The following is a 26,247-nucleotide window of genomic DNA, read 5'->3' as shown; positions in this document are numbered from 1 at the left end:
AACATCCTCGGCCACAACATCATCCAGCATCAGCCGACAAGCTACCGCAGAATCAATCACCATGCAGCACAACGAAATACAACTGTCGTGCTAGTACTCCAGCATCACTTCGTGATGTGATGCCCGTCTTCGCTGGTAGTGGGCTTGTTTTGCCTGGTGTTGGTGTCTTCGTCGCCATGTCGACCAGCGGAGCAGCCGGGTGGGGTCCGGGAGTGGGGTGATCAGGCGTGCCAGGAGACGCTTGATTTCGCCGAGCGTGAGTGGAATGAGGCCGCTGCCAATGCTTTTGGGGAGATCGCGGCGGTGACGGCGAGGTAGGTGTGGGCGAGCTACGGCGCCTGGTACCGGCACATCACCCTGGCCGCGGCAGCGGTCCCGATCGGTGGTCATCGTGGGAAAAACCACCACCATGGAGTTCGCGTTCGGTTCTCCTGACCCGGCCAAACCGTTTCCGATCCCCCGCAACCCTTGGGACCCGACACGCTGGGCGGACGGATCGAGCTCAGGGTCGGCATCGGGATGCGCCGCCGGCATGTTCCTCGCGGCGGTTGGCACCGATACCGGTGCGAGCATCCGTATGCCATCCGCATTGAACGGAATCACCGGCATAAAGCCGACTTACGGGCGGGTGCCGAAGTCTGGATGCGTGCCCCTGGGATACACACTCGACTGCATCGGTCCCATGGCGCGCAGCGCCCACGACTGCAGTGTGCTGCTCGCCGTCATGGCGGGCTCGCATGCAACGGACCGAACCACGGCCCAAGACGAGGTCCCCCACTTCCCGCACGCTCTGACCGGCGATCTGACCGGCTGCACGATCGGCGTCGATATGCTCGAGACGTTTTCGGGCGACGCCGATCCAACACTGAAACGGTTGTTCGCCGACGCGGTATCCACCCTCGAAACGGCCGGCGCGACGGTGGTGGATGTGACGTTGCCCCACTACAGCGGTAGCACGACTGTTCGACACTGTCGACCTCGTCCTCACTCCCACCGTCACCCGACCGGCACCTCGGGTCGAGGCCAGTGGCGCCTACACCGCGACACTGTTTGTGGGAGAGTCCTTTTCGTATCACACCGCGTATTGGAACGCGCTCGGAAATCCGGCGCTGTCGATGCCGATCGGCTTCGATTCCGACGGGCTGCCCTCGGCCGCCCAACTGATCGGCCGCCCCTTCGATGAGGCAGCAGTCCTACGCGCGGCAGATTCGTATCAACGCCATACCGATTGGCACCTTGCAACGCCGCAACTGCGGGAAGGAGTGACCAACCGGGACTGGGAAGACAGCGTGGTGCAGGGCGCCCCGGCGGACGAGACGCAGGGCTTCATCCACGAGACCTTGCGGAGAAGCGGCTACAACGTACCAGCGGGCGAACTCGCCGGCCTGGCCGCTGGTCCGCCGCAATTGCGACATCGTCCATGCGCTGGCTGATACGCGGTATGCGGATCCGGCAACCGTTTTTCGCGCTTGGGCACCACCGATGTCCCAATAATGTGAGCTGTGTGATCCGGTCACACGTTCGGCAGGCGCGTCGGGCGCGCAGGTTGTTGGGTTTGTGTGGCCGGACTCGGCCATGAGTTCGAGCAGGGCTGACACCTGCCTCGCGGACGCGTGTCAGGGCTATGATGAAGGACTAGGGCCGCCGGGTTCAGAAGTGGTGCCAACCAGCCAGTGGAGGTTCCGCCATGCCCATGTCACCTACCGTGCACATGTGCCTACGCGATGCAGGCGTCGAATATGAAGTCGTGCGACATCCGCACAGCCATAGCAGCACCGAGACAGCCGTAACGGCGGCTATCCCCAGCGACCGACTCGCCAAGACGATTCTCCTCGAGGACGAGCAAGGGTACGTCGGTGCCGTGCTGCCATCCAGTCATCACCTGCGGTTGCCGAAGCTGTGGGACCAAACCGGACGGCGTCTATCGCTGGCCAACGAGTCGGACATACGCGAAGTCTTCAAAGACTGTGAAGTCGGCGCCATCCCACCCCTCTGCACCGCCTACGGTATGAAAACACTGATGGACGAAAGCCTGAGCACTCAACCCGACATCTACTTCGAGGCCGGCGACCACGAGACGCTTATCCACATGCGTACCGAACAGTTCATGCGCTTGATGGAGCAGGCGGAAAAGGGACACTTCTCCTAGCGCGCGCAGCGTTCTGTCGTGATCTCGCACTGGCCCGCATGCCGTGTCGAATCCCCCTGAATCCGACGAGCAGACCGAGCCGTGGGGCGTGAAGGTCGACCTCGTCGATATCAGCGACGTCGAGATCCCGGCGGGCATGCAGCGTGCCATCGCTGGCCGGGCCGAGGCCGAACGCGAACGCCGCGCCCGCGTCATCCACTCTCGTGGCGAAGTCCAGGCCGCCGAAAAACCCGCGAGGCCGCCCAGATCGTCTCGGCCACCCCCGCGCCCTCCAACTCCGCCACCTCCAAACCTCGGCGAACCCGGCTCCGACGGCTGCTCCACCGTCGTATTCCCATTCCATAGACCCAGCTCGGACCGCACTCGCATACCCTCGCCGCTGATCCGGATGGTCAGCCGGTGACCGCGGTAGCTGATCGGGAACTCCAGCGAACCCAGGGATTGCGGCCAGTGCAGCGGGAATATCAAACGCCCGCTGCCGATCTCCAGCCCGGCCGAACAGCGCTCGGCCGGGTTTTCCGCAGAACGTCTTCGGCATCGGCGGCCGAGCCGAGCATCTCATAAGCGACGGTGAACAGCGGATTGCGGTGGGTGACAAACGCTTCGGTTGCGGGGTCTGGGCGACCGCCGTCGTCGCGACCGTCGGGTGGGGTCCGCATCGTTGCTGCCATGAGGCTGCTGCTTTCTCTCGACTCTGCCACCAGCGTGACGACGGCGCCCGCCGTTTTGTGACATGGAACCTGCGTGGTTCACATCACACCGCGGCGGCGTTATGTCAGCTGGAGTACCGCCGTCTTGTGATCGTCCAATTCAGCACTGCGAGTGAGGATCACATGATGGAACCCCGTTTCGACCTGAACGCCAACGAGCTCGGCGCCAAGATCGGCAAGCGCTTCGCCAACACCAGCCTGGCGATCCTGCAGTCGCCGCTGCCGAGACCTCTGATCGAATTGGTCGAGCTGCGCGCCAGCCAGATCAACGGCTGCGGATACTGCGTCGACGCACACGCCAAGGAACTGGCCGCCGCCGGTGAACCCGCCGTCCGAGTCAACTTGGTCGCCGCCTGGCGTGAATCCACGGTGTTCACCGAGGCCGAGCAGGCCGCGCTGGCCTTGGCCGAGGAGGGCACCCGCTTGGCCGACGCCAATCACGGTGTGTCCGAGGAGACCTGGGCCCTGGTGCGCAAGCACTACGACGACGACCAGATCGCCGCGCTCGTCTACCTGGTCGCGATGATCAACGCTGTCAACCGGCTGCTGGTGATCACCAAGACCAAGGGCGGCTCCTACCAGGCCGGCACCTTCGACAACGTGGCGAACTGACCGGCACGCGCAATCCCGGTCTGGCCCAGGACCATTCGATCCGGGCCGGACCGCGACCTGCGAAGCGGTCGTCCTTGGCGCGTTCAACCTGCGCCACTCACTCGCCAACGACACCTGAGCCTCACCTTTCCCCGAACACGACACGACCTGCCCGGAGCCATGTGGGGTCAGTGCTGGAGTCGTGCCGAGAGGGCATGTGGCCCGGGATATTGGGCTGTTCGCACCGCCGACCATGCCCGATCCTTCGTGGCGTATCCGGTCGTGGTGATTGCGTTTGCGCTGCACATTCGCCCGCTTGCGGAGTACGGTGAGTTGTTGTGAGGCGATGGCGGATAGCGTGGTGGCTGCTCACTGTGACTACGGCCGCGACCGTCAGTGGTTGCGGTTCCGAACAGTCGGCGCCGGATACGACGAGCCACAGCGCGGGCCCGGCACTGCATGTGGTTTCGGGACCATCGGTGACGCCGGCCGCGCGCGATTCGAATGCTGTTGCACCGCAATGTCGGACATCCGATCTGGCGGCCGGTCTGGGACCGGAAACCGTGGCTGCCGGAACTGTCGCCTTCCCGATCGTGTTCACCAACAACGGGTCCGGTCCGTGTGCACTCGAAGGTTTCCCGGGTATCTCCTATGCCACCGGACCCGACAGCGCACCCGTCGGTGCGCCCGCCGCCCGCGAGGGCACCTCGTCCGGTCCGGTTCAGTTGGCTCCCAGCGGCCAGGCGTCGGCGCTTGTGTTCGCGGTCAATGTGCACAACATTCCGCCTGAGCAGTGTCAGCCGGTGGCGGTGCCGGGGCTGCGGATCTACCCGCCCGACAACACCGCATCGCGGTATCTCGAGCGCGCCACGACAGCGTGCGGTAACGAGCAGCTGACCGCGACCCAGCTGAGGGTCCGCGCCGTCGTGGCGGGCGGTGGCGGGTAGCTCGAACGGCGACGGGTTTGGTTGGGGCGTTACCGGTTACGAGGCGGTCACGAGAAGTGGACTATCGATGACGTGACGGGCTGCGGCCCTGGAGAATTGGATAGCCACCACCCGAGATCCGGTCAGCTCGAGGGCCGGTCGACCTCTTGGAGGGGATTATGGTTGATTCCCTTTTCGCCGATGTGTCCGAGTTCCAAGTACCGGTCGATGACTCCTATCCGTATCAGATCTTTTCGTTTCGCTCGAACGATGGGACCTACCAGGACAACAACTTCTACTCGAACTATGCGTGGGCTGCTCGAGCCGCCGCCGCCGGCAGAATAGCCTGCTTCATCGTCTACTTCTATTGGCGGCCGAACTGGCTCGATACCGTCGACACCCACCGGAGCATGGTCGGCCAGGCGGGCGGCCCGCACCCGAAGATGATCTCCATGATCGACGTGGAATCGGGCGGCAATCCCGGCGGGGACCAGTCGGACGGTATCAACCGCGCCTATTGGCGGCTGACCGGCTGGCTGGGCTCCACCCGTCGGGTCATCGGCTACGCCAACCGACCCGATTTCGACAGCATGTGGCCGGTGCGCCCGGATGGGCTCAACATGATCGGCGCCGGCTACGGCGGCAACCCCAACCTGCCCGGCCAGATCGCACATCAGTACACCAACGGCCAGGGATACGGTGGTGGCCTGCCCGAGGGCGCCCCACCCTTCGGCAACTGCGATATGAACTCCGCCGACGGATTCTCGCCAGAGGACTTCGCCAACCAGGTCGGTGTCGGAGTCGTCGCGCCGGATCCGGTGACCGATATGTGGATTCAATTCATGGGTATCGGCGGTAACGGCTGGCCCCAACTGGCCGGTCATACACTCGTCGATGGTGTCGCCACCGTCGGGCAGACCCTCGGCCTGCCCGGGTTCGCACCACCGCCAGGGCCGACCCAGGTACCGCTGCCCCGTGACCCCGACGGCCGCATCCGCGACGAGTGGATCCAGATGCGGGGTGAACAAGGCAACGGCTGGCCACAACTCGGCGGCTGGTCCCTCGTCGACGCCATCGCGGCAATCGGACAGAAGCTCGATATCGCCGGCTTCCAGCCACCCGCCCGTTAGTCCCCAATGGAGTATTCGCATGCCGAATCGAGGAACCGATTCAGCCAGCCTGGTCCGCGCAAACGCCCACCCGCGCTGGAAACTCCCTCGCCGCAACCTCCACCGGAACCGGAATCGTTGCGGCGCAACGGGTATCGAGCAACCAGCACAGACTGTCCGTTGTCGCACCGGCCCCGACGCAGTTGAGTCACGGTCCCCTCGACCGCAATTGGTTTCGCCGTCCTATCCAGTACAACGGTGTTCATCGGCGCGATGATCGCCAACGGCAGATCCTCCGATAGGTGGACATCCACCGAATTCACCTCGACGGCGTAGATCTCGGGCCGCGCGCCGAGCATCGCGGCCAGCACCGACTGCTGGGCGCCGCCGGGTACAGCCCACCCACCTCGAGCACACCCTGCGCGGTCGACGCCGATCACCGAGCACGGCCCACCGAGCCGACCAGAAAAGCCACAAGACCGGCAAGCCAGTACCACGCTGCTGCTGACCACGATGGCGAATTGCCCCGTCTCCGGCGTTAGGAAAACGTCAAGACATAGGGTGGCGACAGTGATAGCTCGGCGAGTCGGCGGACGTGCTGCCGCGAGGTCGCCCTGGTCGAAGGGAAGTTCGTGCTCTTTTCGCTACGCGACGACACCGAGGCGGCGCTCGAGCATGTGAGTATGGGGCTCGGGTGGGATCCGGCGCGTCCGCGCCGCTGGTTCTCCGCCCGGGTCACCGACATTGATCTGAATGCGGCCGCGCTGTTGTTCGCCGGTGCGAACATCGTAGACGTCGTCTACCATGCACAGCTCACCTCCCAGGATGGTTCGGTGCGGCACCTCGGTGACAGTGTGACCGGTGAAGGCGATGGCGACAACGAGGTGATCGTTGTCGACCTCACTCGGCTGCCGCCGCAGGTCACGACGATCTTTTTCATTGTGACCTCCTACAGCGGTCAGACCTTCGATGAGATCCGGAATGCGTTCTGCCGCTTGGTCGACAGCGCCTCCGGCACCGAGATCGCCCGATACGAACTCACCGGCAGCAGGTCGCATACCGGGTTGGTGATGGGCAAAATGTTCCGCACCGACGGCGGGTGGCACTTCGAGACGATCGGCGATGGCATACAGGCACGGCATCCGGTCGAAGCTGTGCATCAGTTGAGCGCCTATGCCCATCACAACGGAAGGAGCTGATCACCGATGCCGGTGTCATGGTGACCAGCGTGCCCTGGCAGCTGACAACCCCTACGTCGCCATGAGCCCGCTCGTCACCGCCTTCACCATCGCCGTCGCCGCGCCCTATCTCTGGCTGCGCTACGTCGTATTCAGCTGAGGCACAACGCGATAACGACGCGAACGATTGCCTATGGGGTGACGAGTCCGGTTCGGTAGGCGATGACGACCAGTTGCGCACGGTCGCGGGCACCGAGCTTGACCATGGCGCGGCTGACATGGGTGCGGGCGGTAGCCGGGCTGAGAAAGAGTTCGGCGCCGATCTCGTCGTTGCTCATCCCCTGCCCCACCAGCGCCAGGACCTCGCGTTCGCGTTCGGTGAGGACCGCGAGCCGATGTTCGGCGGCCTTGTTCGCTGTGCGTTGTGCGGTGAACTGAGCGATGAGGCGGCGCGTGATGCGCGGTGCGAGCAGGGATTCGCCCGCGGCGATCACACGGATGCCGTGCAGGAGTTCGGCCGGGCCGCAGTCTTTGAGCAGGAAGCCGCTGGCGCCGGCTTGCAGGCCTTCGAAGACGTAGGCATCGGTGTCGTAGGTGGTCAGGATGAGGATGCGAACGGTGCGCAACGCGTCGGTGGTGGCGATCTCCCGGGTGGCCTGGATGCCGTCCATCTTCGGCATGCGGATGTCCATGAGTACGACATCCGGGCGCAGCGCACGGGCTTTGTCCACGGCTTCGGCGCCGGTGGCGGCTTCCCCGACCACCACGATGTCGTCCTCGATATCCAGCAGGAGCCGAAAACCGGACCGCACCAGCTGCTCGTCGTCGACGAGCAGGACCTTGATCGGAGTATCGCCGTTCGATGCGCATGTAGTGGCGTTCATACGTTCGCCGGTCCGGTCGGGGCCAAGGGCAGCTGGGCGGTGACCGCGAAGCCTCCGTACGGGAGCGGCCCCGCGTCGAGGTCTCCGCCCAAGAGCTGACAGCGCTCGCGCATCCCGAGGATGCCACGGCCACATGTGCCCGGGTGCGTACGGCCCTCGTCCGTGTGGTGAACTGCCCCATCGGTTTTCGAACTCGGCTGCCGGCCCGCGTCGGTCACCCGGACTTCCACGGTTTCGGTGCCGTAGTTCAGCGCGACCATGACCCGGGTCGGTCCGACGTGGCGAATCACATTGGTGATCGATTCCTGCACGATTCGATACACGGCATTGCCGACCACGCTGGGTACCGGTGTGGGCGGTGCGGTCATCTCGAGGTCGACGTCGAGCCCGGCCTCGCGCGCCATGGCGGAGAGTTCAACGAGCTGCGCGAGACCGGGGTGCGGGACGCGGCCGTTGTGGTCGTCGCGGAGGACGCCGAGGATAGCCCGCATCTCCGCCAGTGCCCGAGAGCTGGTCTGCTCGATGGCCTTCAGGGTCTGGCCTGCTCGTTCCGGTCGTTTGTCGAGCACGTGTGCGGTGACGCCGGATTGGACGTTGATGATGGCGATTGCGTGTGCGACGGTGTCGTGGACTTCGCGTGCGATCCTGAGCCGTTCGGCGTCGACCCGGGCGCGAGCTTCTTCCTCACGAGTTCGTTCAGCCAACTCGGCGCGCTCCAGCGCTTGTGCCGCAATGAATCTCCGCGAGCGGACACTCTCACCGAGGGCGGCACTCATGCCCGACGCACCGATCCGGAAATACACCCAGCCGATGGCGGCCGGTGGTTCGATGTCGGTGGCGGCGATCAGCCAGACCGTGGTCAGGGCGGCGATCCCCACACCGGCCAGCACCAGCGAGCGATGCCCGTCGCCGCGGGCGGTGAGGGTGTAGATGGCCACGAACAGGCCCAGCCATCCGGGCCCGTCAGGGAAATCGAGAGCGTAATAGGCGGCACTGGCGAGCACTGTCACAGTGAACACCGCGACTGGCCAGGGGCGGCGCACGACCAGGACCGCACCTGGGGCAATCAACAGGATGTAGCCGAGATATCCGAGGTCCGACAGTGGGCGCAGCACTGCTTCGGGCTGCCCGCTGTTGCGGACGACGGTGCCCTGGACCTGCATCACGGTGATGAATACCGCCAGCAGCACGTCTTGCGCCCAGGCAGGCAAGCGGAACAACGTGACGCGATCCTGCATGGTGCGATCATAGGGTTCCCGGCTGGCCGAACACTTCCGACCAACTGCGCGGCCGTCTACGTCGAGGAGCGCGTATCCGCGCCAGCTGCCTACGTCGAATGTCGTATCCGCTGCCGTCTGCCGACCGACGACGCTCCGGCCTCGAGACGCGACGATCGTTTGCGTCCATTCAACGACGGAGCCGGCCAGGAAGGCCCCGCCGTTCGATCGAAAGGTTCCGCAATGTCCGTGCTCGATCTGTCTGCCGTACCGGCCACGCACATCTCCGTTGTCGCCGCCGGTTACGAACTCGGCGTAGGGCGAACCGTGCCCAGCGTGGCAGCCGTGCTGGGGCTGATCAGCGTCATCGCCGGTGGGCTTGCGCTCGCCCGATCCCGCCGGCCCGGCACTGGGCGGGTCCGGATCATCGGGGCCCTGGTGCTGGGACCGATCAGCGCGATCGTCGGTGGGCTCCACGGTGCCAACGCCGCCGGCGGCCTCGGCACCGGCAACGGGCTGGCCGGCGCCGTCTTCGCGGTGCTACTCGGGCTGATCGGCACGATCCTCGGTGGGCTGGCGCTGGCGCGGTCCCGTCGGACCGACCATGCTGCCGGGTCGATGCCCGCATCCTGAATGCCGGCGCCAGAACCGATTCGACAAGCCTTGCCTAGCTCGACTGGGCTGGGTCTGGATCTCGTACTCGCCTGCGCCAGCAGTCGTTCCAATTCCGAGCTCGCCGGACTGCCCGTGGCCGAGGGGAGCTGAGAAATCGCTCAGTGCAGGTTCACGACATTGTCGAGGATGGTCTGTTGGGCGGCGGCCCATGCGGGTGAGGCGATGTCGGTGAACTCGGCGTGGCCGGTTCCCGGCAGGATTCGTAGGTTCGCGGGGATACCGGCGCGGGTGGCGGCGGCGATGTAGCGGCGGCTTTGTTCGGGGGCGACGACGCGATCCTTGTCCCCGTGGAGCGCGGTGATGTGCACGCCGATGGGTAGGTGGGCAATGGGAGAAGCCATCTGGTAGCGGTCGGGTACCTCGTCGGGCAGGCCGCCGAGTAGGTTCCGCACGAACGCGTCGTGCCCGCTGGTGGCGGCGAGTTCCAGATCCAATACCGCGGCCATGAGGGTAGCGCTGAGGACGCGCGGCATCGGGTGTGCGGCAGGCAGGTTCGACGCGGGGGTGCGTTGGCCGGCCACCCATGCGGCGAGCTGTCCGCCAGCCGAATGTCCGGCCACATGGACGCGGCGCAGATCCAGTCGCCCGCCACAGCGCTGTTGGACCACGGTGGCCAGGGCGTTGACGGCATCACCGACATCGGTGAGAGTACGCGGCCAGCCACCGCTTCCATTGACGCGCCGGTACTCGATATTCCATACCGCGACACCGTGTTCGGCCAGCGACTTCGACATCGGCGCGAACTGGGTCATGGTCCGGTTCTGCGACCACCCACCGCCGTGGATCAGCACCACTACCGGATAGTTGCCGTCGGAGCCATCGGCGGGCAGATACAGGTCACCGACATTGTCCGGGGTGTCACCGTAGCTGATCCGCAGCGGTGTGCCGGCGGCGGTCGTGGGAGCCGGGTCGGTGGCGACGATGGCCGGTGCGGCCCGTTCCACAGCTGCGTACATGGTCGATACCGCGAGCACCACCGCGACGACAAGACTTCTCCACCGGCCGCGTTGATCGGTTACCACGCTCAGATCCTCCGCGTCACTTCTCGACTCGCAGACGACGGTACCCCGCTGTGGTCAGCGTTCGTCAGGTCTATCAGGTACCTGGACGACTACCACCATTGCAGCACCGGCTGTAGTCGGCGACCGAGCGGTCCGGCCAGTGAGCGCGAATAGCTGGCGGTCAGATGGTGTTCGTCGTGGTAGATAAGGATATTGCCCTCGACGACCGGGCATACGTCCGCCTCGCACACGCCATCGGTGAGATCGATCGGAAATACGCTCGGGAATCGGGAGGCCGGTTCGAGCTGCGGATCGATCGGATCGAGGGCGTCCTCGCGGCGCATGCCGCAGCTGATCCGGTCACCGCCCTTGGCCAGGCAATCGGCGGCCTTGTAGCGGACGCCATCACGCCGTAGCCAGGGCGTGTCGCGGATGGTGATCACGTTCAGGCCGCGATCGGACAGCGCCGACCAAACATTGAGATAGTCGTCCGGAGTCTCGTCGCCGCCGTCGTCACGGGGGCGAGTGCCGGTGGTGAACACCCAGTCCGGGCGATCGATGCCGAGGCGGTCGATGACCTCGCGCGACCAGTCCCGGCAGTCCGGAATCGGTTCACCCTTGTAGGTCACATCGTCGTCCAGAGTGAGCGGGCAGCCCATCTTCAGATACACCTGGATACGGAACGAGTGTTCCTCGGCCAGCAACTGCAAAGCGGGGATCCAGTGTTCGACATGGGAACTGCCGACCAGCGCCAGCGTACGGTCGGCGTTCTGATCACCGTAGATACAGGTGATCACCTCGCGGGTATCCCAGTCGGCGATACAACCGTCCAGGGTCGGGGGCGGGACTTCGGCGGGGGCTTCGAACACCGTCGGCCGCATCCGTGCCTGCGGGGTGGGTGCGCCCGAGGCCAGTGCCTCGGCACCCGGGTACAGCAACGGGTCGAGTCCGTCCGCCGCTTGCGGCGGATGCACTTGCACCACCGCGACCTGCCAGACACCGGTCACACCGACCACGGCGGCGGCCAGCACCGCCACCACTACACTGGCCGCGCGCCGGTACAGCACCGACACACCGCTTATCGAAATCACCGGCGTGGAACGCAGCCGCAAGGGTTCCTCGATCCACCGATGGGTCACCACCGCAAGCACCACCGACACAGCGATGACACCGGCGCCACCGACCAGACCGGCGTGGGGTTGGCCGGTTTCGGCGAGGTAGAAGATCAGAATCGGCCAATGCCACAGATACAGCGGATAGGCGATATCACCGAGCCATCGTGCGAACCGCGTCGAGAGCATACGGTTCGGCCACGGCAGGGCGGCGTCATCGAGGTTGTTACCGGAGACGATCACCGCCGCGGCGGCGGCCACCGGCAGCAGCGCCGTAGGTCCCGGAAACCGGTTGGCACCGTCGAGGATCAACCACCCGCAACCCAGGACACCGAGCACGCCGAGCCCAGCCAGCACGACCCGCACGATTCGGGCTGGTGACAGATATCGTGCCGCGATCGCCAACCCGGCCCCGGCCAGCAGCTCCCAGCCCCGGGCAAAGCTGTCGTAGTAATTCCACCCCTGATGGGTGGCCGCACCACGCGTGGCCCACAGAAACGATGCCACCGCCGCCACTGCGACGATCACGGCCAACACCGCCCGCAGCGCCTCGGCCCGTCCGAATCGGACACACACCTTGGCCACCACCGCGACCACCAGCAGGGCAGCGAGGTAGAACTGGCCCTGCACCGACATCGACCACAGGTGCTGTAGCGGACTCACCGACGGATCCGCGGCCAGATAATCCGACCACGTCCACGCCAACTGCCAATTCTGGTAGTAACCCAGCGACGCCAGCGTTTGGGCGGCGATATTCGACCACTGGGTGTACGGGAGGAACAAGACCGTCGCGGCCACCACCGCCGCGAGCACCGCCACCATAGCCGGGAGCAATCGGCGCGCGGTACGCCGCAGCGTGAACACCACATCAACCGTCCCGGATGCCTCGGCGCGGCGCATCAGCAAGCCGGTGAAGAAGAACCCCGACAGCACCAAGAACACATCCACACCGCCGGAGACCCGGCCGAACCAGACGTGGAACACCACCACCAGCGCGATCGCCAGCCCCCGCAGCCCGTCCAGATCCGCCCGATACCCGACGCCCACGCGCCGATTGGACGCGACAGCCTCACTGCTGCGCGCGTTCGTGCCCATTGCCATGCGGCGCTGTCCTCCGATCACTGAAATGGGTACAACCGAACCGCCGTCACCGGACGACGACCACACGATACGAGGTAAACGAGGGATGACCGTGACACAACAATTCTCTTACCACGGGTAATGAAAATGCGTCCACTTCCTCACCTACCAAGATATTGGCCCCACCCCCGGCTTCGGCTACCAACCCCCACCTCGACTCGACCGCGGTACCGCACACCGGGTGCGAACGGCGACTGTCGGGTCGGCGCGGTTGTCTCGCATCGGTTTCCGCTGCTGCCAGGGTGGGCCCCGGTGTGCCGGTAAGCCTGGTCGGCGATCGCGACTCGTTGCGAACGACCGGAGAACTCGTAACTGCGCACACGGTTCTGATCGGGTATGGCAACACCGGCTGCGACGCCGCACAGGCGCTACCTGCTGATCAGCTCGACACTCTTGTTGTCATGGACACCGACCCCACTGCGTCGCACTCGCGCGACATATCGCGAGTCCATCGGCCTCGCAAGGACACCAGCCGGCTGGTGTAGGTTGCCGCCAGTTCGTTCAGCGTGCGGTGATGAACCGTCCGAGTTGCGGCACGGCTTCGCCGGGATGTCTGGCGTGGAATCCTTCGCCGAGTGCCTGCAGTTTCCAGTCCCTACCCACGCGGTACACCTTGGCCATGATCATGGCGGTGAACGGCATGCCACCGGCCAAGGTGTAGCGGGCCAGCTCGGCGTTGGTGGTGGCGTCGATGAGGCGACAGAAGGCGTTCCTGACCTGTTCGAAGGTGTGGCCTTGGTAGGAGGTGACGATAAACAGCAGGGTGGTGATATGCGCCGGGACCCGAGTGAGGTCGACGAGGATGACTTCGTCGTCGCCTTCGCCTTCTCCGGTGAGATTGTCGCCTTGGTGGCGGATGGAGCCGTCTTTGGAGGTAAGTTGCCCGTAGTAGGCGACATCGACCAAATGTGCATCGGCGAACACCGCAACCCACGCGTCGAGGTCGATCTCTATTGTGCGGCTTGCGAATAGACCGCCTTTCTTCTTCACCGGATCCCAGCCCAGCCCCATCGTGATGCGGGTCAGGGCGACCCCGCCCTCTTTGCGGAGCGTGACACGCTGGCCCTTGTCCAGGCTGACCGGACGGTCCTTGGACAGACTGACCTCACCAGACGGTTGTGGCGCTGCGGCTCGCGGGCCGGACGGGCGAAGAGAGCCTCGACTGGGCGGCGGGTAGCCGTGCCCCGGAGCCGCGGGATGGCCGCCCGGCGGCGGGTAGGTCGGCCCGGGCGGGGGTGTCGCGACCGGCGGGTATTGCTGGGCCGGGTAGACAGAGGTGGTGGATGGCGGATAGTTCGGGACCGGTTGGGCGGGCGGGGCCGGTGCGGCGGGCGGTGGGGTTCGCGCGGCGACTGGTTGCGGTGCGTCGTCGACGGTCACGCCATGGTCGGTGACCAGGGCGGCGAACCCTCCGGCGTAGCCTTGCCCGACCGCACGCACCTTCCAGGTGTTGTGGCGCCGGTACAGTTCCAGTGCGATGACGACGGACTCGGTCGCCAGACCCTCGATTCGGTACTCGTACAACCGATTACCCGCGGTGTCGGCCACCATGGCGGTCGGTGCGGGTATGCCTCCGAAGGTGCTGCGCGGGTCGTCGAGGGTGATCACCGCCCGGATCTGATCGATATCGGCGGGTACCGCATTCAGCGCTACCGCCAGCGCGGCGGATTGTCCGGGCGGGCCGGGCCGCAGCTCGACTCCGGGGCCGGTGGGCTGGTTGAAGAAGACGAAGTCGGCATCGGAGCGGACCTTGCCCCGTTCAGTGACCAGCAGCGCGGACAGATCCGCGGGCCCGGCGACCTGCACGCAGATCACTACATCGGGAACAGCTAAGGGACCGTTCTGGCCCTTCACCAGTGTCGCGGACAACCTCGCCCCCTCACTTGTCGGGTGCTGTCGAATTCCACTCTACGAGAACAACTCCATCGGCTTCGACGGCTCATTCCGGCAAGGCGGAAAGTGGCAACGCTGTGTGAGCGCGAGGTGTGGGCTCTGAAAGCGGGGTGCCGTCGATTCCGACCCGGGCGGTCCCGAGGTTCTTCGGGAACACCTCACCGATCGCGATGTCGACTGTGCCCGTGCCCCACCGGAAATGGGGAGCCGGTGCGGGGCACCGGCAAGTCGCCCACACCAACGGCGCCGAGTTGGCTCGTTACGACCTTTCCGAGGACGCCTCCACCGAGACTGCGATGGTAGTCGGCGAGCTCTACCGCAACGGCGCCGCGCGGAAGTCCGCGCCATCGGCCAAGGCCGCATCCGGACCGGCCGGAATCGCCCGCGACAACCGGGTCGACGGCTGAGTACTCGACGATGTGATGATCATCACCGTAGAGTGGTGCCGGTGGCCGCACTGCTGACGCAGGGACAGACCGGTGTAGTCGGCGCCGACGACATTACCGTGTCGGTGCATCACAGCGCCCGCATCGATCTGGCCGCGCTGCTATTGGACATCCAGGGCCGGGTGCGCGCCGACGCCGACCTGGTCTTCTACAACCAGCCCGCTGCCCCCGGCGTGCGGTTGATCCCCGGACAAGCCGCACTGGCCATCAACCTGCACGCGGTCTCGTCGGATGTCGTCCACATCCGCATCGTCATCACCCTCGACGACCGAACCACCCGCTTCGACCGGTATCCACCGCCACACGTCACCGTCACCGATTCCCAGGCATACCCGTTGTGCGAGTACACGATCGAAGGGTTGACCACCGAAACGACAGTGATCGCACTGGACGCGGATCGCACGGTGGCAGGTTGGCAAGTCCGCGCCGTTGGCCACGGCTACGGCAACGGGTTCGCCGCACTGTTATCCGCCCACGGCGTCACCGTCGGCATCAGCCCCCAACAACAGCCGCCACCGTCGATGCCAAGGACGTCCGCACCTCCGATGGGACCGGTGCTGGCAGACGGTCAGGACGTGGCGCTGGTCAAACACGGCGGCACCGAATTGACGTACGTGAAAATGGCACTGGGGTGGGACCCGGTTCGGGTCCACGGCCGATGGGGCAGCCGTGCCATCGAGATCGACTTGGACGTTTCGGCGCTGGTATTCGCCGACCGGGATCTCGTCGACGCCTCTTACCACGGTCAGCTCAGCACCCGCGACGGCGCCATCCGTCATTCCGGGGACAACCTGACCGGCGAAGGTGACGGCGACGACGAGACCATCGCCGTCGACCTGACCCGGCTGCCCGTCTACGCGACCGCCGTGGTGTTCGTCATCACCTCTTACGCCGGGCACACCTTCGAACGGGTCCGCAATGCCTTCTGGCGCCTTGTCGACGGCACCACCAACACCGAGCTCACCCGCGTCAACCTCCGCAGCGGCGGCCCGCACACCGGCATGATCGTCGCCAAACTCCACCGCGAACACCACACCTGGAAGTTGCAAGCCCTCGGCCAACCCATTCAAGCCGGCCACCCGCTCGAGGCCATCAACCAAATCGGCCCCTACCTTTAACCGTCCGGGTCACGGTTGCGCCGGGGCGGGTCACGATCCCGGCTCGGGCACATAGGGCAGGTGTCTCTGGTCGATCGCCCGCGCACCCTCGCCGGTCGCCGCGACGGTCGGCAGTGTCGCGGGTCCCGCTGTTCGATCGGGTAGGACGCCAGACTCGGCTCAACGCATTCGGTGCATGTTCCTGTCCGGAATCGAGGACGCGGTCGTGTTCGGGAAGCCGACGGCATCAATTCCATTGTCCGGCAACAGTATCTTCCACATGCCCGGATCGTCGGCACCGGCGTGTGGCAGCTCTATGGAGCGGTCCGACGACAGCATGTTCGGTAAGTCGATCCAGTCCGCAGCCGAACGCGCGGGTGAACAAAGACAAAGTCAGAAGGATGATCGCCGACCGCACCCTGCCCGGTTACAGGCTTCGAGGCCAGATTCGCATCGCGGTCGAAGACATCGATAACGCAATGCGTCCGGTGCAATGAGGTAGTTATCAATGCGAGGCAGCCGATACCAATATTGCATATATTGCACAAAATCTACGGACACTCGCAAAAGTACACGCATATCTGCTGGTTCTCTGTGGTCCCAGCTGGTTTCGAACCAGCGACCTTCCGCGTGTGAGGCGGACGCTCTCCCGCTGAGCTATGGGACCGAACTTGGTGTCGGAGCGGCGGCGGAGCAACCGTTCGAACGAGATGGAACCTTAGCACGCACTACCGGCGTCCCACCAAATCGCCACCCTGGCAGTGGTGATCGAGGTTTGCCGCGACGGCAGATACTGGCGCGGGTTCGTGGATTGCACAGTGGTGCAGCAACTCCCGAGCCGGGTCGTTCACATCGAATGCGCGGCCGTGAGATCACCCTTCGGGAGGCGGAAGGGAGTTCGCGGGTTTGCCAGTGCGCGCAAGGTTCGGCTTCGATCCCCTCGGCGGCATGGTCGGCGCTCGCGGACAACATGCTTGTAATTCAACTTCAGGCAGTTCTACCAGCGGATTTGTAGGTTATGCCGAACGTCGGCTAATGTTCTGTCTCGCACCACGGAGGGCCGCAAGCCCCCCGGAGATGCATATGCGGATGTAGCGCAGCTGGTAGCGCATCACCTTGCCAAGGTGAGGGTCGCGGGTTCGAATCCCGTCATCCGCTCGAAGAGTAGGGCCAGGCAATAGTAAAGCCTTCCCCCTTCGCACGGTGGAGTGGCCGAGTGGTGAGGCAACGGCCTGCAAAGCCGTGCACACGGGTTCGATTCCCGTCTCCACCTCGCGCGATTAGCTCAGCGGGAGAGCGCTTCCCTGACACGGAAGAGGTCACTGGTTCAATCCCAGTATCGCGCACCATCGTTTCACCAGATCAGCCCCGGTTTTCACCGGGGCTGATCTTGTTTGTGCCCAATGAGGGCCATATCAACGCGGATCTCGGCGAACTCATCCCGCCACTGGAATCCTGACGGATCGCGCCGCGGCTACCGGATTCCAGGTCGATCGAAACGTTCAGAGGTTTGTAGGCCGTCAGGGTGCGAGATCGAAGATGGTCCGCACGATCGTCGTTATCAGTGGAGGTCTTCACTTCTCGAATGCGCCGTCGGCCGTCCACTCGATCAGTCGTGCAGAGTACGCGGTTGTTCGACCAGTCCGGAGCGGGCCAGGACGAGGCCGCTGACCACGAGCACCCAGGCCGGAAACGCCAGGGCCACCCACATGCTCGTATCGCCCGCAATCAGGAGCGCCACACCCAGTAGGTAGCTCAGACCGGCGAGCCAGCGGGGCATTAGCCCGGTCTTCAGCCAGATCGTCGCGAGCGAGATCATGAACACTGCGGCCATGCGCAGGGCATAGGTCTTGGTCGCCGAAAGCATGATCCGCTTGCCGAAGTTGATCAACTCGGCATGAGCGGCCGGGTCGGTGACACCGGAGTTGCTTGTCACCAGGCTCACCAGACCGGCGGCGACGGCGGTCGCGACGAACATCATCGCCAGGAACAGCAGCCCGCTGCCGAAGAATACCGACGAGAAGAACCGGTCTTCATAGCGGCCGAATCCATCGCGCACGACGCCGATAAACCATAGAAAACTGATGCCGACAAAGGGCATCAGCACCGTCGCAATGGTGATCGCGCTCCGTCGGCTCGTCACCCAATCAGTCGAATCCTGAGCACCTTCCGGCATTCTGATGCGAATCAAAATCAGCACGGTAGCGAACAGCACCGCGAAGACAACTCCGGCAAATGCGGCAGCTCGCGGCGTTGACAACTGACGCAGAGCTGGTGCAGGCTTGTTGTGCTGCGGCGGTATCGACATGACGTCATCCTGTCAGAATCGGATGCCGGTGGCCGGGATTTCGCCATCTAGGGCCAACGGGATTCGAGGCTGAATTGCGCTGAACATCGATAATTGGAATCGTCGAACACTCCGTAAGGATGCACCGAAGGCTAGCTCGACACGCGCATGCAACCGAAAGGCGTTCAGCCATGCCAATGCGCGCAATCGTGCGACCAAATGAATGTTGACCGGTCCTACGCCTCGTCGCGACTGCAATTCTGCCCGTTGATCGGTTCTCCGATGATGCTGTGCCGCGTGGACACGCTGGTCTCGGTGTCGAGCTTCCTGCGAGGGTGAGGATAGGTGAAGACATGGCAGCGACTGACCGCGACTGGAGCAAACCGGCGGCGATGTCCATCCCCAAGGAGGGATATTTCGAACTGCAGCAGGGTAGATACGGCCCGGTTTATCCACGAACGCCGGCCTGCTACGGATTCTCGATCATCGCGAAGGTGAAACCTGGTCGGGAAGAGGCCATTCGCGCATACGGAAAGCAGATCGAGGAGGCGGTTGCGGCCAGCCCGGATGTGCTGGCGCCACTGCGGCTGCATTATCTACGGTGGGTGTTGTTCGATGTCGGCTCCGGACTGCATTTCCAATATCAGGGCATCTTCGATACAGATTTCGACAAGTACACCGAGGATGCCGTAATGCTGTTCACCCAGACCGGTATCACCACCGCTTTCACCAATCTCGAAGGGTTCCCGGAGGATTGGAAGGAAAACCCGACTGCGTTCATCGAATTCGTTCGAGCACACCAATGTCCGAGCTTTCTCGAGTACGGCGAGTACCCCTATGTCACCGCCGACGAGGTCAAGAAAGCGCTGCGACTGAAGGCGTCGTTCTCCGACATGCTCGATCAGATGCAGTGACCGACGCCGATGCTCGAGTTCGACGATATTCAGCACATGCTGCTGACACGCACCCCGGCGGTGACCGGCCGCTACGAGTTCCTGTCCTTCGGTGATCCCGCCGGGGGCCGGGCTTGGTTGACCGAGCTGCTCGATCGGGTTCAGTCGGCCGCGGACGTACGCGCCGCGATGGACAGTTCCGAGCGGTGGATCACGCTGGCCTTCACCTGGCGCGGGCTGCAGGCGCTCGGTGTGCCGGAGGAAGCGCTGTCCACCTTCCCCGACGCATTCCGCCAAGGCATGGCCGCCCGCGCCGGCATCTTGGGCGACACCGGCGCGAATCACCCCGATCACTGGGTTGGTGGGCTGGCTGGTGACGACCTGCACGCCATCGCGATCTTGTTCGCCCGCACCGACGCCGAACACCAGCGATGCACCGCGGTGCACCAAGAGCTGGTGGCGCGCAGTCCGGGTGTGCGCGTGCTGTCGTTCCTTGATCTGAACGCGACGCCCCCATTCAACTATGCCCACGACCATTTCGGGTTCCGAGATCGGTTGTCACAGCCGGTGATCGACGGATCCGGCGACGAACCGACGCCCGGCTCGGGTGCACCGTTGCAACCCGGCGAATTCATCTTGGGCTACCCCGACGAGGAAGGGCCGCCGCGCGCGCTACCGCAGCCGGAGGTGTTGTCCCGCAACGGCAGTTACATGGCCTACCGGCGGCTACAGGAACATGTCGGCGCGTTCCGGAACTATCTGCGCGAGCACGCGGACACCCCCGCCGGGGAGGAACTGCTCGCCGCCAAGTTCATGGGCCGCTGGCGCAGCGGCGCACCGTTGGTGCTCGCCCCGAACCATGACGACCCGGCACTCGCCGCGGATCCCTTGCGCAACAATGACTTCAACTACAAAGAGATGGACCCGCACGGCTACGCGGCACCGCTCGGCTCGCACGCGCGGCGACTCAACCCACGCGACACGGCGGTGAATATGAACCGCCGCAGGATGATTCGCCGCGGCGCCACCTATGGACCTGCGCTGCCGGAGGGCGCCCCCGATGACGGGGTGGATCGGGGCATTGCCGCGTTCCTCATCTGCGCGAGCCTGGTCCGCCAGTTCGAGTTCGCCCAGAACGTCTGGATCAACGACAAGACCTTCCATGAGCTCGGCAATGAACACGACCCCATCTGCGGCAGCCAGGACGGCACCCTGGACTTCACCATCCCCAAGCGGCCCATCCGCAAGGTGCTCGCGGGCCTTCCGGCCTTCACCACGCTGCGGGGCGGCGCGTACTTTTTCCTGCCGGGTATCAGTGCCCTGCGATACCTGGCCACGCTCGACACCCGAGAGGTGACATTATGAGTGACCTGTCGCCCGCACGCACCTACAACCAGAACCACATTCCGCGCAAACACGACGGACGGCGGCGGATGAGCATCTACTGGACGTGGAGCTATCCCTGGGAGGCTCAACGCGATCCCGCCGAAATCTACAACCGCTTCTCCACCATGACCGAAGTCCGCAACGTGGCGTGGCCGGGCTACGAGACTCCCGAATACGACGCAGCCCATTTCCTGCAAGGCATCGCCGGCACACTGGAGCTGTTCCATCGCTCGACGCTGGCGTTTCAGCGGCTGGCCGGCGAAGCGACCGGTCATCCCGTCGCCGTGTTCCAGCGCATCGACCAGGCCGGCTACCCCTTGCCGATCGACGAGCGGATCCTGGCCGACACGGACACGCTGATGGTGTTCGGGCTCGATCATGTCCTCTCCGAGCAGGAAGCCGCACCCGACGAGATCGCCGCGATCCGGCAATGGCTGCAACGCGAAGGCACCTGCCTGCTCTTGGCGCCCCATCACGACGTCGGATTCACCGACGACCTCGCGCAGCGACAAGTCGAATACGAGCATCATGGCGACCCGCTGGTACCTCGACAGCAACGATTCGGCCAATACACCCGCTCGCTGATGCGAGCACTCGATGTCCCCGTGCACAACATATGGGGACTGCGGCCCGCGGTCGTCGACGACACCAACGAGATTGCCGCACTTACCGGCTTCCGCGATCTGGACTCGATCCGGCTGCTGGACAATGTCACCACATTCAACTTCCACCCCCATCTGCCGCACTACGAGCTCACCGCACCGGAAAGCGACTCGCTGCGAGTGCTGGGCCGCCAGCGCGTGGAACCCAGGCGCCCGCATCCGTTCACCGCGGCCGGAAACACCGAATTCAACGCGTTGATCTGGATGCCACCCAATGGCGAACGCACCGGTGACATCGTGCTCATCGACTCAACCAACTTCACCACACTATTCGGCGGCACCGACAGCCTCGAGCACCTCTGGCACAACCTCGCCGCCATGCGGTGACCCAAGTCGACTCTCGTAATGGGCTCAGTGTCTTGGGTATTCGCAGCCGCGTGCCGACTAGGATCAACGGTGCGATCAGCAGCACCCCCATGGCATCACCGGTCCACCACACCGACCAGGTGCCCCAGAAACCGTGTGCCGAAATCGCACCGGCGACAACCAGGGTCACGGTGCCGAGTGTCGCACTGATCAACATAGCGGCGAGCGCACCGAGGAAGACGAGTTCGACTGCGTCGCGGACGCTGTCGAAATCGCTGCGGAACCCAACCCTCTTCAGCAACAGGTACGCGACCACCGGAGCTGCCGTGTTACCGGCGGCGATCATGACAACTGCGGGCAGGGTCGGCCCGAGCAGGGCATCGGCGGCCAACGCGCCCAGCGTGATCCCCGGCCAGACACGCAGGCCGAATAGAAACAGACACGCGACGGCGACACCGGTCGGCGGCCACAGCGGCGTGACCTGATTGCCGACCAAGGCCATCCGCAACCCCACCTCGGCAGCCGCGAAATAAGCGACCGCCGCGATGCTGATCCACAGCGCCGGCTCGGCGTGACTGCGGAAACGACCCACGACGTGAGCATAGAGCCATTGCACGGTGCGATCAGGGAATATCGGCGACGGTCTGGACAGCGCTGCCGAGTCGCGCGGACGCGGACGGGCGCGATCCGGCGGCTGATCGGTGGGATGGCCGAGCTGTCGGCGGTCGGCGTTAGGCTTTGACGCACATGTCGAGTGGAGCCGAGTCGTGGTCAGGGGTATAGGTGGCGGCAAGCGAGGCCGATGGGCGGGATCGGATCGCTGACGATGCCGACCCCGAGATGCTGGACGATATCGCCGGGGACGTGTCGTTCGATCTGGAGGAGATCAACGAGCTATTGGGGGAATTGATCGAGCTGCGGGGGGAACGCAAGCGGCGCGATGCCGACATCGTGGCATTCCGGCTCGGGGTGAGCGGGGAGGCACCGGAGACATTGGCGCGGATCGGTGCTCGATTCGATCTGTCGCGGGATCGGGTTCGACAGTTGCACACCCGGGCGGTGGCCCAGATGCTGCGGGAAGCGCAGTCGAGTGGACATCGAGCGGCCGAGGTGTTCGGCGCGCGGTATCCGGTAGGGGCTCGCGATCAGCAGTTGGTACGGGCGCTACTGGTGGAGACCTATGCGACGGATACCGATCTGGCCGCCAATGAGTTGGCGTATCTGAAGCTGCGGTTGGCGGGGCACGCGGGTGCGGATGCGAAGCGGGTCGCCGGATATGTCATGCAGCGGATCATGGCGTGGCAGAAGAAGACGAACCGGCGGTTGGCGAAACTGCACGAGCCGCTGGCGACGAGTGAGCTGAATTCATGGCTGGGTCACGTCGATTGGCCGATCTCCGCAGCAGATCCTGCTCCGCTGCCGATCGCATCGGCGCGCACGGTCGACGGCGATGACGAAGGCCGCGGGCGGTTCTATCTCGACAAGGTCGGACGCGATATCAGGTTTGATTCCGGCCTGGACGCTCGGCTGCTGCGGACGGTGAACGCGAGCGATCTGGTCGAGACGTTCCAGGAGCAACCAAGTGCGGTGACCTTCGAAACAGCCGGTTCGGAACACATCTATTACCCCACCATCGCCGCACGGCTGGCCGATGGCCGCGTGGTCCTGATCGATGTCGAACCGCTGGGACATGTCGGCTTCCGCATCAACCGGACCAAGTCCGCGGCAGGGCGCGCCCATGCGCACGCCAACAGCTGGGGCTGGCTGGTGTGGACCGGCAGCAAGATCGGGATCCCAGATCTATTGCGGCGCAAGGTACCCGCGGAGGCCGAGAGTCGACTCCGAGAGCTGCTCGAATGCGGACCGGTGTATTGGCCGGCGCTGCGGCAGCTGCGCGCGGAGGTCGAGCTGGAACTGCTCGACCTGATCGCGCTGGTGCTGCGCAACGAATGGGGTTGGGACCGTGCGCCGTTCCGCTTGACCGGCAGTCACCCCGACTGAACCCGCTCAGCGCACGAACATCGCCCCCGCGATGAAGGTCACGATCAGCATCATCGCGCAGTAGGTGATCAGCTGCCAGTGACCGATTACCTTCTGCATGCTCACGATGGCGGCGCGCAGGCTGGCGTCGACGCGGTGGTGATCGTCGAGCTTGCGCCTGACCTCGGCCAGCGAGTCCGCGTATTCCTGTGCGGACTCCTCGGCCCGTTCCAACCGGGTGGTGAGCTTGATGATCTGTTTCTGCTTGTCCCGCACGGTTTTTCGGGACAGAGCCAGGGTCGTGCGTTGGTTGACCAACTCCTGGCGCTGCCGGGCGATGACGCTGGCCTGAGTCCTGGTGTGGTGTTCCCAGTCGGTCACGGTGGCCCATCCTCCTGTCATCACATCGCGGTAGCCCCACGCGATTTCGCCTCGCACCCATCGGCACAGGAAATCGCGCAGTTCATAGGGTTCACGGCGCGGCACGGCGACCGCACTGTTCGAGGCGTCCAACATGCCGGCTTCGGCCCGGTAATCGCAGGCCGGCGGTGCGAAATCGGCGATGCCGAGCGCGGGCAGATGCTCGATCCAAGAGCCCGGCGGGCACAGCCACAGCACCCCGTCACATCCGGAGGCACGCAGCCGCGTCGTGTGGTGCTGCGCCGATTCCCGATCCAGCGGGCCGGTGCGGACCTCGATGGCGTACTGCCGCTCACCGCTGCGCCACAGCACGTCCACCGGGACACCACCCACCCGTCGGTCCACCTCGGCCACGTCCGCACCGAAGGATGCGAGCCGACCGCACAGCCAATACTTCAGTCGCTGGATATCCCATTGCGCGGCGGCACATTCCGGACATGTGCAGCCATATCCCCCGCCTCCCACCGCTGTGCCGACGAGTGCGCGGCCATCCAGCACCCGGCTGCCCGCGACGCGACTGTCCGACAACCCCAATTCGGCGAGCATCGCCCGACGCCCGCACGCCCGCTCGACGCGCTGCTTCGTTCTCACGCAACCTCACCCCTGCCCAAACCACCGCAGGTCGTCCACCTACGCCATAGATAAAGAGTGCGCCAGCTTTGGCGCGCCCGCCAGCCCCCTATACCCCGCGCTCGGGTGCGCCACCACCCGCGACCACGCTCCGACCAGCCGATGTGCGCTGCCTCACAAGCGATTTCCTTGCGACACGCGAGAGCATTGCCACAGTTATTCCGATGATTGATAGTTGCGGCGATTCCTGGGACACGGCCGGCCCCGGACCGATGCCGCCGAGTCAGCGGGTTGGGAGTCGCCGCATAACTGGACGAAAAGTACACCGCGCGTACGCAGCAGGTACTCGGACCGCGTCGGTACCCGATCGACAGATAGAATCGGCCGGTCACGAACGGAGTTTCGGGCAATACGGGGAAGAAGGTATGGGATGGACCGCGACGAGCGGAGTGGCGAATCGATCGGCGCAATCTTGTCGAGTCTTGCGACGACCCTGCGCGAGGTGAGCGATAAGCTCGACGCGGTCGCGGCCCACGTGGACGACAATCGTAATCTGGCCGACCGCTTGGCCAAGTTGGAGGCGTGGGCTTTCCGTACCGGAGAGGATGTTTCCAAGATCGGGTCACGGCTGGAACAGGTCATCGTTATAGAGCCGAGTGGCGAATCGGCCGAGCCCGCGCTGCGGATCCGTCCGGAACCCGCTTCCGTGTCCAAGGAACGACGCGAACCGATTCCATCACATCGCGACCGCCTCGATGCCGTCAACGGGCACGCCGGCAGCACGAGCCCGCACACCGAGACCGGACGCAACGGCCTCCCGGATATCACGACCGTACCCAGCGAAACGCCGATCGGGCGTAACAACCGCCCCGATACCACCGGAACAAACGAGCGCCTCGAACCCGCGACCGGTCGTTACGAGCGCGTCACACCGACGACCGGCCCCAACGGGCGCCCAGCAACCGCGACAGCACGTCTGGACACCCCGACCGGGCGCAGCGAGCGCCTCGAAGCGCCCGAAGATACCGCGCCCCGCACCGCACGGACCGAATTCACCGCGCCTATCACCCGTACCGAACACCTCGACCCCTTCGGACCCGCGACGCCCAACGACTCCCTGCCCCTCCCCTCGCGGACACCGCAGCCCATATCGCCCGCGGTCCCCCTGACCTACCGCGGCGAACCGACCTCGGCACCAACGACCCGCCCTGATTGGCTCGACTCGGCCACACCGGCGAGCGCCGAACCTGCGGCGCCGACCTACACCAACTCGCAACCCACGACTACCGGCGACCGGCTCGAATACGGCTCGATCGGCGCGAGCAACGGCCGCCTGGAGCCGCTCGCCTCCCCACCCAGCAACGGCTACGAATCCCCAACACCCACAACCCGTCCCGACACCGGCATGACCGCGCCCCGCGCTGAGGACAACGCCACACTCACCCCTGGCGCGCACCGCGCGGGCGAGGATACCTCCCACGTCGACAAGCTGCAGGCCATGCTCGATGAACTCAAGCGCAACCCCAACGGCCCCTTCGGCCGCCCCGAACCGACCTCCGCGCAAAACGAACTACCCGGCGTCGACCCGAGCTTCGCGATCCGCACCGAGGGCTGA

General features: G+C 65.0%; 25 protein-coding genes, 4 tRNA genes and 3 pseudogenes. 20 read left to right on the top strand and 12 right to left on the bottom strand.

From position 1 onward, the window contains the following. Positions 1-382: 382 nt before the first annotated feature. From AB0L63_RS21340 to AB0L63_RS21325, 4 genes and pseudogenes are all read left to right on the top strand, one after another. Positions 383-934 (top strand): annotated as a pseudogene (locus AB0L63_RS21340) (amidase family protein); the annotation flags it as partial. Positions 935-959: 25 nt separating this feature from the next. Continuing rightward, a complete protein-coding gene (locus tag AB0L63_RS21335) occupies positions 960-1,433 on the top strand; it encodes an amidase family protein (protein WP_364503459.1) in 474 nt (157 codons plus the stop codon). A 260-nt stretch (positions 1,434-1,693) separates the two neighbouring features. Beyond that, positions 1,694-2,149 carry a YbaK/EbsC family protein gene (locus AB0L63_RS21330; RefSeq protein ID WP_364503433.1) on the top strand — a complete coding sequence of 152 codons (456 nt, stop codon included), beginning with the start codon at positions 1,694-1,696 and terminating at the stop codon, positions 2,147-2,149. Positions 2,150-2,192: 43 nt separating this feature from the next. After that, on the top strand, positions 2,193-2,552 hold the full coding sequence (locus tag AB0L63_RS21325) for an SPFH domain-containing protein (RefSeq protein ID WP_364503430.1): 360 nt from the start codon (positions 2,193-2,195) through the stop codon (positions 2,550-2,552). Between the two features lie 5 nt (positions 2,553-2,557). Here the strand turns inward: AB0L63_RS21325 and AB0L63_RS21320 are convergent. Then, positions 2,558-2,617: pseudogene (locus AB0L63_RS21320) on the bottom strand (hypothetical protein); the annotation flags it as partial. Between the two features lie 44 nt (positions 2,618-2,661). Then, positions 2,662-2,820: pseudogene (locus AB0L63_RS21315) on the bottom strand (RNA polymerase subunit sigma-24); the annotation flags it as partial. A gap of 165 nt (positions 2,821-2,985) precedes the next feature. Here AB0L63_RS21315 and AB0L63_RS21310 point away from each other — a divergent pair. The 3 genes from AB0L63_RS21310 (at position 2,986) to AB0L63_RS21300 (ending at position 5,506) form a co-directional block, all read left to right on the top strand. After that, entirely contained in the window at positions 2,986-3,471 is a 486-nt protein-coding gene (locus tag AB0L63_RS21310) for a carboxymuconolactone decarboxylase family protein (protein ID WP_364503427.1), read from the top strand. A 317-nt stretch (positions 3,472-3,788) separates the two neighbouring features. After that, a complete protein-coding gene (locus AB0L63_RS21305) occupies positions 3,789-4,397 on the top strand; it encodes a DUF4232 domain-containing protein (RefSeq protein WP_364503424.1) in 609 nt (202 codons plus the stop codon). A gap of 158 nt (positions 4,398-4,555) precedes the next feature. Continuing rightward, a complete protein-coding gene (locus AB0L63_RS21300; RefSeq protein ID WP_364503421.1) occupies positions 4,556-5,506 on the top strand; it encodes a hypothetical protein in 951 nt (316 codons plus the stop codon). Here AB0L63_RS21300 and AB0L63_RS21295 read toward each other — a convergent pair. Next, complete coding sequence (locus tag AB0L63_RS21295) at positions 5,503-5,925, bottom strand: hypothetical protein (protein ID WP_364503418.1); 423 nt, start codon at positions 5,923-5,925, stop codon at positions 5,503-5,505. The genes AB0L63_RS21300 and AB0L63_RS21295 overlap by 4 nt on opposite strands. 192 nt (positions 5,926-6,117) lie before the next feature. On the opposite strand from AB0L63_RS21295, the gene AB0L63_RS21290 reads away from it, so the two are divergent. Both AB0L63_RS21290 and AB0L63_RS21285 read left to right on the top strand, forming a co-directional pair. After that, positions 6,118-6,684, top strand: coding sequence for a TerD family protein (locus AB0L63_RS21290; RefSeq protein WP_364503415.1), 567 nt, complete (start codon positions 6,118-6,120; stop codon positions 6,682-6,684). Then, a complete protein-coding gene (locus tag AB0L63_RS21285; protein WP_364503412.1) occupies positions 6,659-6,823 on the top strand; it encodes a hypothetical protein in 165 nt (54 codons plus the stop codon). Before AB0L63_RS21290 ends, AB0L63_RS21285 begins: the two co-directional genes overlap by 26 nt. Positions 6,824-6,854: 31 nt before the next feature. On the opposite strand, the gene AB0L63_RS21280 is transcribed toward AB0L63_RS21285, so the two are convergent. Beyond that, positions 6,855-7,547, bottom strand: a complete 693-nt coding sequence (locus AB0L63_RS21280; protein ID WP_364503409.1) for a response regulator transcription factor — start codon at positions 7,545-7,547, stop codon at positions 6,855-6,857. Further along, a complete protein-coding gene (locus AB0L63_RS21275; protein WP_364503405.1) occupies positions 7,544-8,785 on the bottom strand; it encodes a sensor histidine kinase in 1,242 nt (413 codons plus the stop codon). Before AB0L63_RS21275 ends, AB0L63_RS21280 begins: the two co-directional genes overlap by 4 nt. 222 nt (positions 8,786-9,007) lie before the next feature. On the opposite strand from AB0L63_RS21275, the gene AB0L63_RS21270 reads away from it, so the two are divergent. Beyond that, positions 9,008-9,397, top strand: coding sequence for a DUF6223 family protein (locus AB0L63_RS21270; RefSeq protein ID WP_364503403.1), 390 nt, complete (start codon positions 9,008-9,010; stop codon positions 9,395-9,397). Positions 9,398-9,537: 140 nt separating this feature from the next. Here AB0L63_RS21270 and AB0L63_RS21265 read toward each other — a convergent pair whose 3' ends face one another. The 3 genes from AB0L63_RS21265 to AB0L63_RS21255 form a co-directional block, all read right to left on the bottom strand. Then, positions 9,538-10,461, bottom strand: coding sequence for an alpha/beta hydrolase (locus AB0L63_RS21265; protein ID WP_364503400.1), 924 nt, complete (start codon positions 10,459-10,461; stop codon positions 9,538-9,540). An 89-nt stretch (positions 10,462-10,550) separates the two neighbouring features. Beyond that, a complete protein-coding gene (locus AB0L63_RS21260; protein ID WP_364503456.1) occupies positions 10,551-12,647 on the bottom strand; it encodes an acyltransferase family protein in 2,097 nt (698 codons plus the stop codon). A gap of 546 nt (positions 12,648-13,193) precedes the next feature. Next, the gene (locus AB0L63_RS21255; RefSeq protein WP_364503397.1) at positions 13,194-14,561 is read right to left on the bottom strand and encodes a TerD family protein; all 1,368 of its coding nucleotides are present in this window, start codon (positions 14,559-14,561) and stop codon (positions 13,194-13,196) included. A 194-nt stretch (positions 14,562-14,755) separates the two neighbouring features. On the opposite strand from AB0L63_RS21255, the gene AB0L63_RS21250 reads away from it, so the two are divergent. Continuing rightward, positions 14,756-14,992 carry a TerD family protein gene (locus AB0L63_RS21250; protein WP_364503395.1) on the top strand — a complete coding sequence of 79 codons (237 nt, stop codon included), beginning with the start codon at positions 14,756-14,758 and terminating at the stop codon, positions 14,990-14,992. 41 nt (positions 14,993-15,033) lie between these two features. Beyond that, complete coding sequence (locus AB0L63_RS21245; RefSeq protein ID WP_364503392.1) at positions 15,034-16,149, top strand: TerD family protein; 1,116 nt, start codon at positions 15,034-15,036, stop codon at positions 16,147-16,149. Between the two features lie 574 nt (positions 16,150-16,723). Here the strand turns inward: AB0L63_RS21245 and AB0L63_RS21240 are convergent. Beyond that, positions 16,724-16,795 (bottom strand) — tRNA-Val (locus tag AB0L63_RS21240). Positions 16,796-17,213: 418 nt separating this feature from the next. On the opposite strand from AB0L63_RS21240, the gene AB0L63_RS21235 reads away from it, so the two are divergent. From AB0L63_RS21235 to AB0L63_RS21225, 3 genes are all read left to right on the top strand, one after another. After that, positions 17,214-17,286 (top strand) — tRNA-Gly (locus AB0L63_RS21235). A gap of 44 nt (positions 17,287-17,330) precedes the next feature. Then, positions 17,331-17,401 (top strand) — tRNA-Cys (locus AB0L63_RS21230). 1 nt (position 17,402) lies between these two features. Next, positions 17,403-17,477, top strand: a tRNA-Val gene (locus AB0L63_RS21225). Positions 17,478-17,737: 260 nt separating this feature from the next. Here the strand turns inward: AB0L63_RS21225 and AB0L63_RS21220 are convergent. After that, positions 17,738-18,436 carry a hypothetical protein gene (locus AB0L63_RS21220; RefSeq protein ID WP_364503389.1) on the bottom strand — a complete coding sequence of 233 codons (699 nt, stop codon included), beginning with the start codon at positions 18,434-18,436 and terminating at the stop codon, positions 17,738-17,740. A gap of 332 nt (positions 18,437-18,768) precedes the next feature. On the opposite strand from AB0L63_RS21220, the gene AB0L63_RS21215 reads away from it, so the two are divergent. Genes AB0L63_RS21215 through AB0L63_RS21205 form a run of 3 tightly spaced genes read left to right on the top strand, consistent with a single transcriptional unit; the run spans position 18,769 to position 21,683 of the window. Then, positions 18,769-19,329, top strand: a complete 561-nt coding sequence (locus tag AB0L63_RS21215; protein ID WP_364503386.1) for a hypothetical protein — start codon at positions 18,769-18,771, stop codon at positions 19,327-19,329. A gap of 9 nt (positions 19,330-19,338) precedes the next feature. Then, positions 19,339-20,673 carry a peroxidase gene (locus AB0L63_RS21210; protein WP_364503383.1) on the top strand — a complete coding sequence of 445 codons (1,335 nt, stop codon included), beginning with the start codon at positions 19,339-19,341 and terminating at the stop codon, positions 20,671-20,673. Then, entirely contained in the window at positions 20,670-21,683 is a 1,014-nt protein-coding gene (locus AB0L63_RS21205) for a hypothetical protein (protein ID WP_364503381.1), read from the top strand. Before AB0L63_RS21210 ends, AB0L63_RS21205 begins: the two co-directional genes overlap by 4 nt. Here the strand turns inward: AB0L63_RS21205 and AB0L63_RS21200 are convergent. Next, positions 21,616-22,254, bottom strand: coding sequence for an MASE1 domain-containing protein (locus AB0L63_RS21200; RefSeq protein WP_364503378.1), 639 nt, complete (start codon positions 22,252-22,254; stop codon positions 21,616-21,618). The genes AB0L63_RS21205 and AB0L63_RS21200 overlap by 68 nt on opposite strands. 191 nt (positions 22,255-22,445) lie before the next feature. On the opposite strand from AB0L63_RS21200, the gene AB0L63_RS21195 reads away from it, so the two are divergent. Continuing rightward, complete coding sequence (locus AB0L63_RS21195) at positions 22,446-23,663, top strand: sigma factor-like helix-turn-helix DNA-binding protein (RefSeq protein ID WP_364503375.1); 1,218 nt, start codon at positions 22,446-22,448, stop codon at positions 23,661-23,663. A 6-nt stretch (positions 23,664-23,669) separates the two neighbouring features. Here the strand turns inward: AB0L63_RS21195 and AB0L63_RS21190 are convergent, their stop codons facing one another. Continuing rightward, positions 23,670-24,653: a hypothetical protein gene (locus AB0L63_RS21190; RefSeq protein ID WP_364503372.1), complete on the bottom strand. Its 984-nt coding sequence runs from the start codon at positions 24,651-24,653 to the stop codon at positions 23,670-23,672. Positions 24,654-25,062: 409 nt separating this feature from the next. Between AB0L63_RS21190 and AB0L63_RS21185 the strand changes: the two genes are divergently transcribed. After that, a complete protein-coding gene (locus AB0L63_RS21185; protein WP_364503369.1) occupies positions 25,063-26,247 on the top strand; it encodes a hypothetical protein in 1,185 nt (394 codons plus the stop codon).

It is taken from the genome of Nocardia sp. NPDC051990 (assembly GCF_040680755.1).
Taxonomy (GTDB): Bacteria; Actinomycetota; Actinomycetes; order Mycobacteriales; family Mycobacteriaceae; genus Nocardia.
This window is presented reverse-complemented; position numbering and strand designations above follow the sequence as displayed.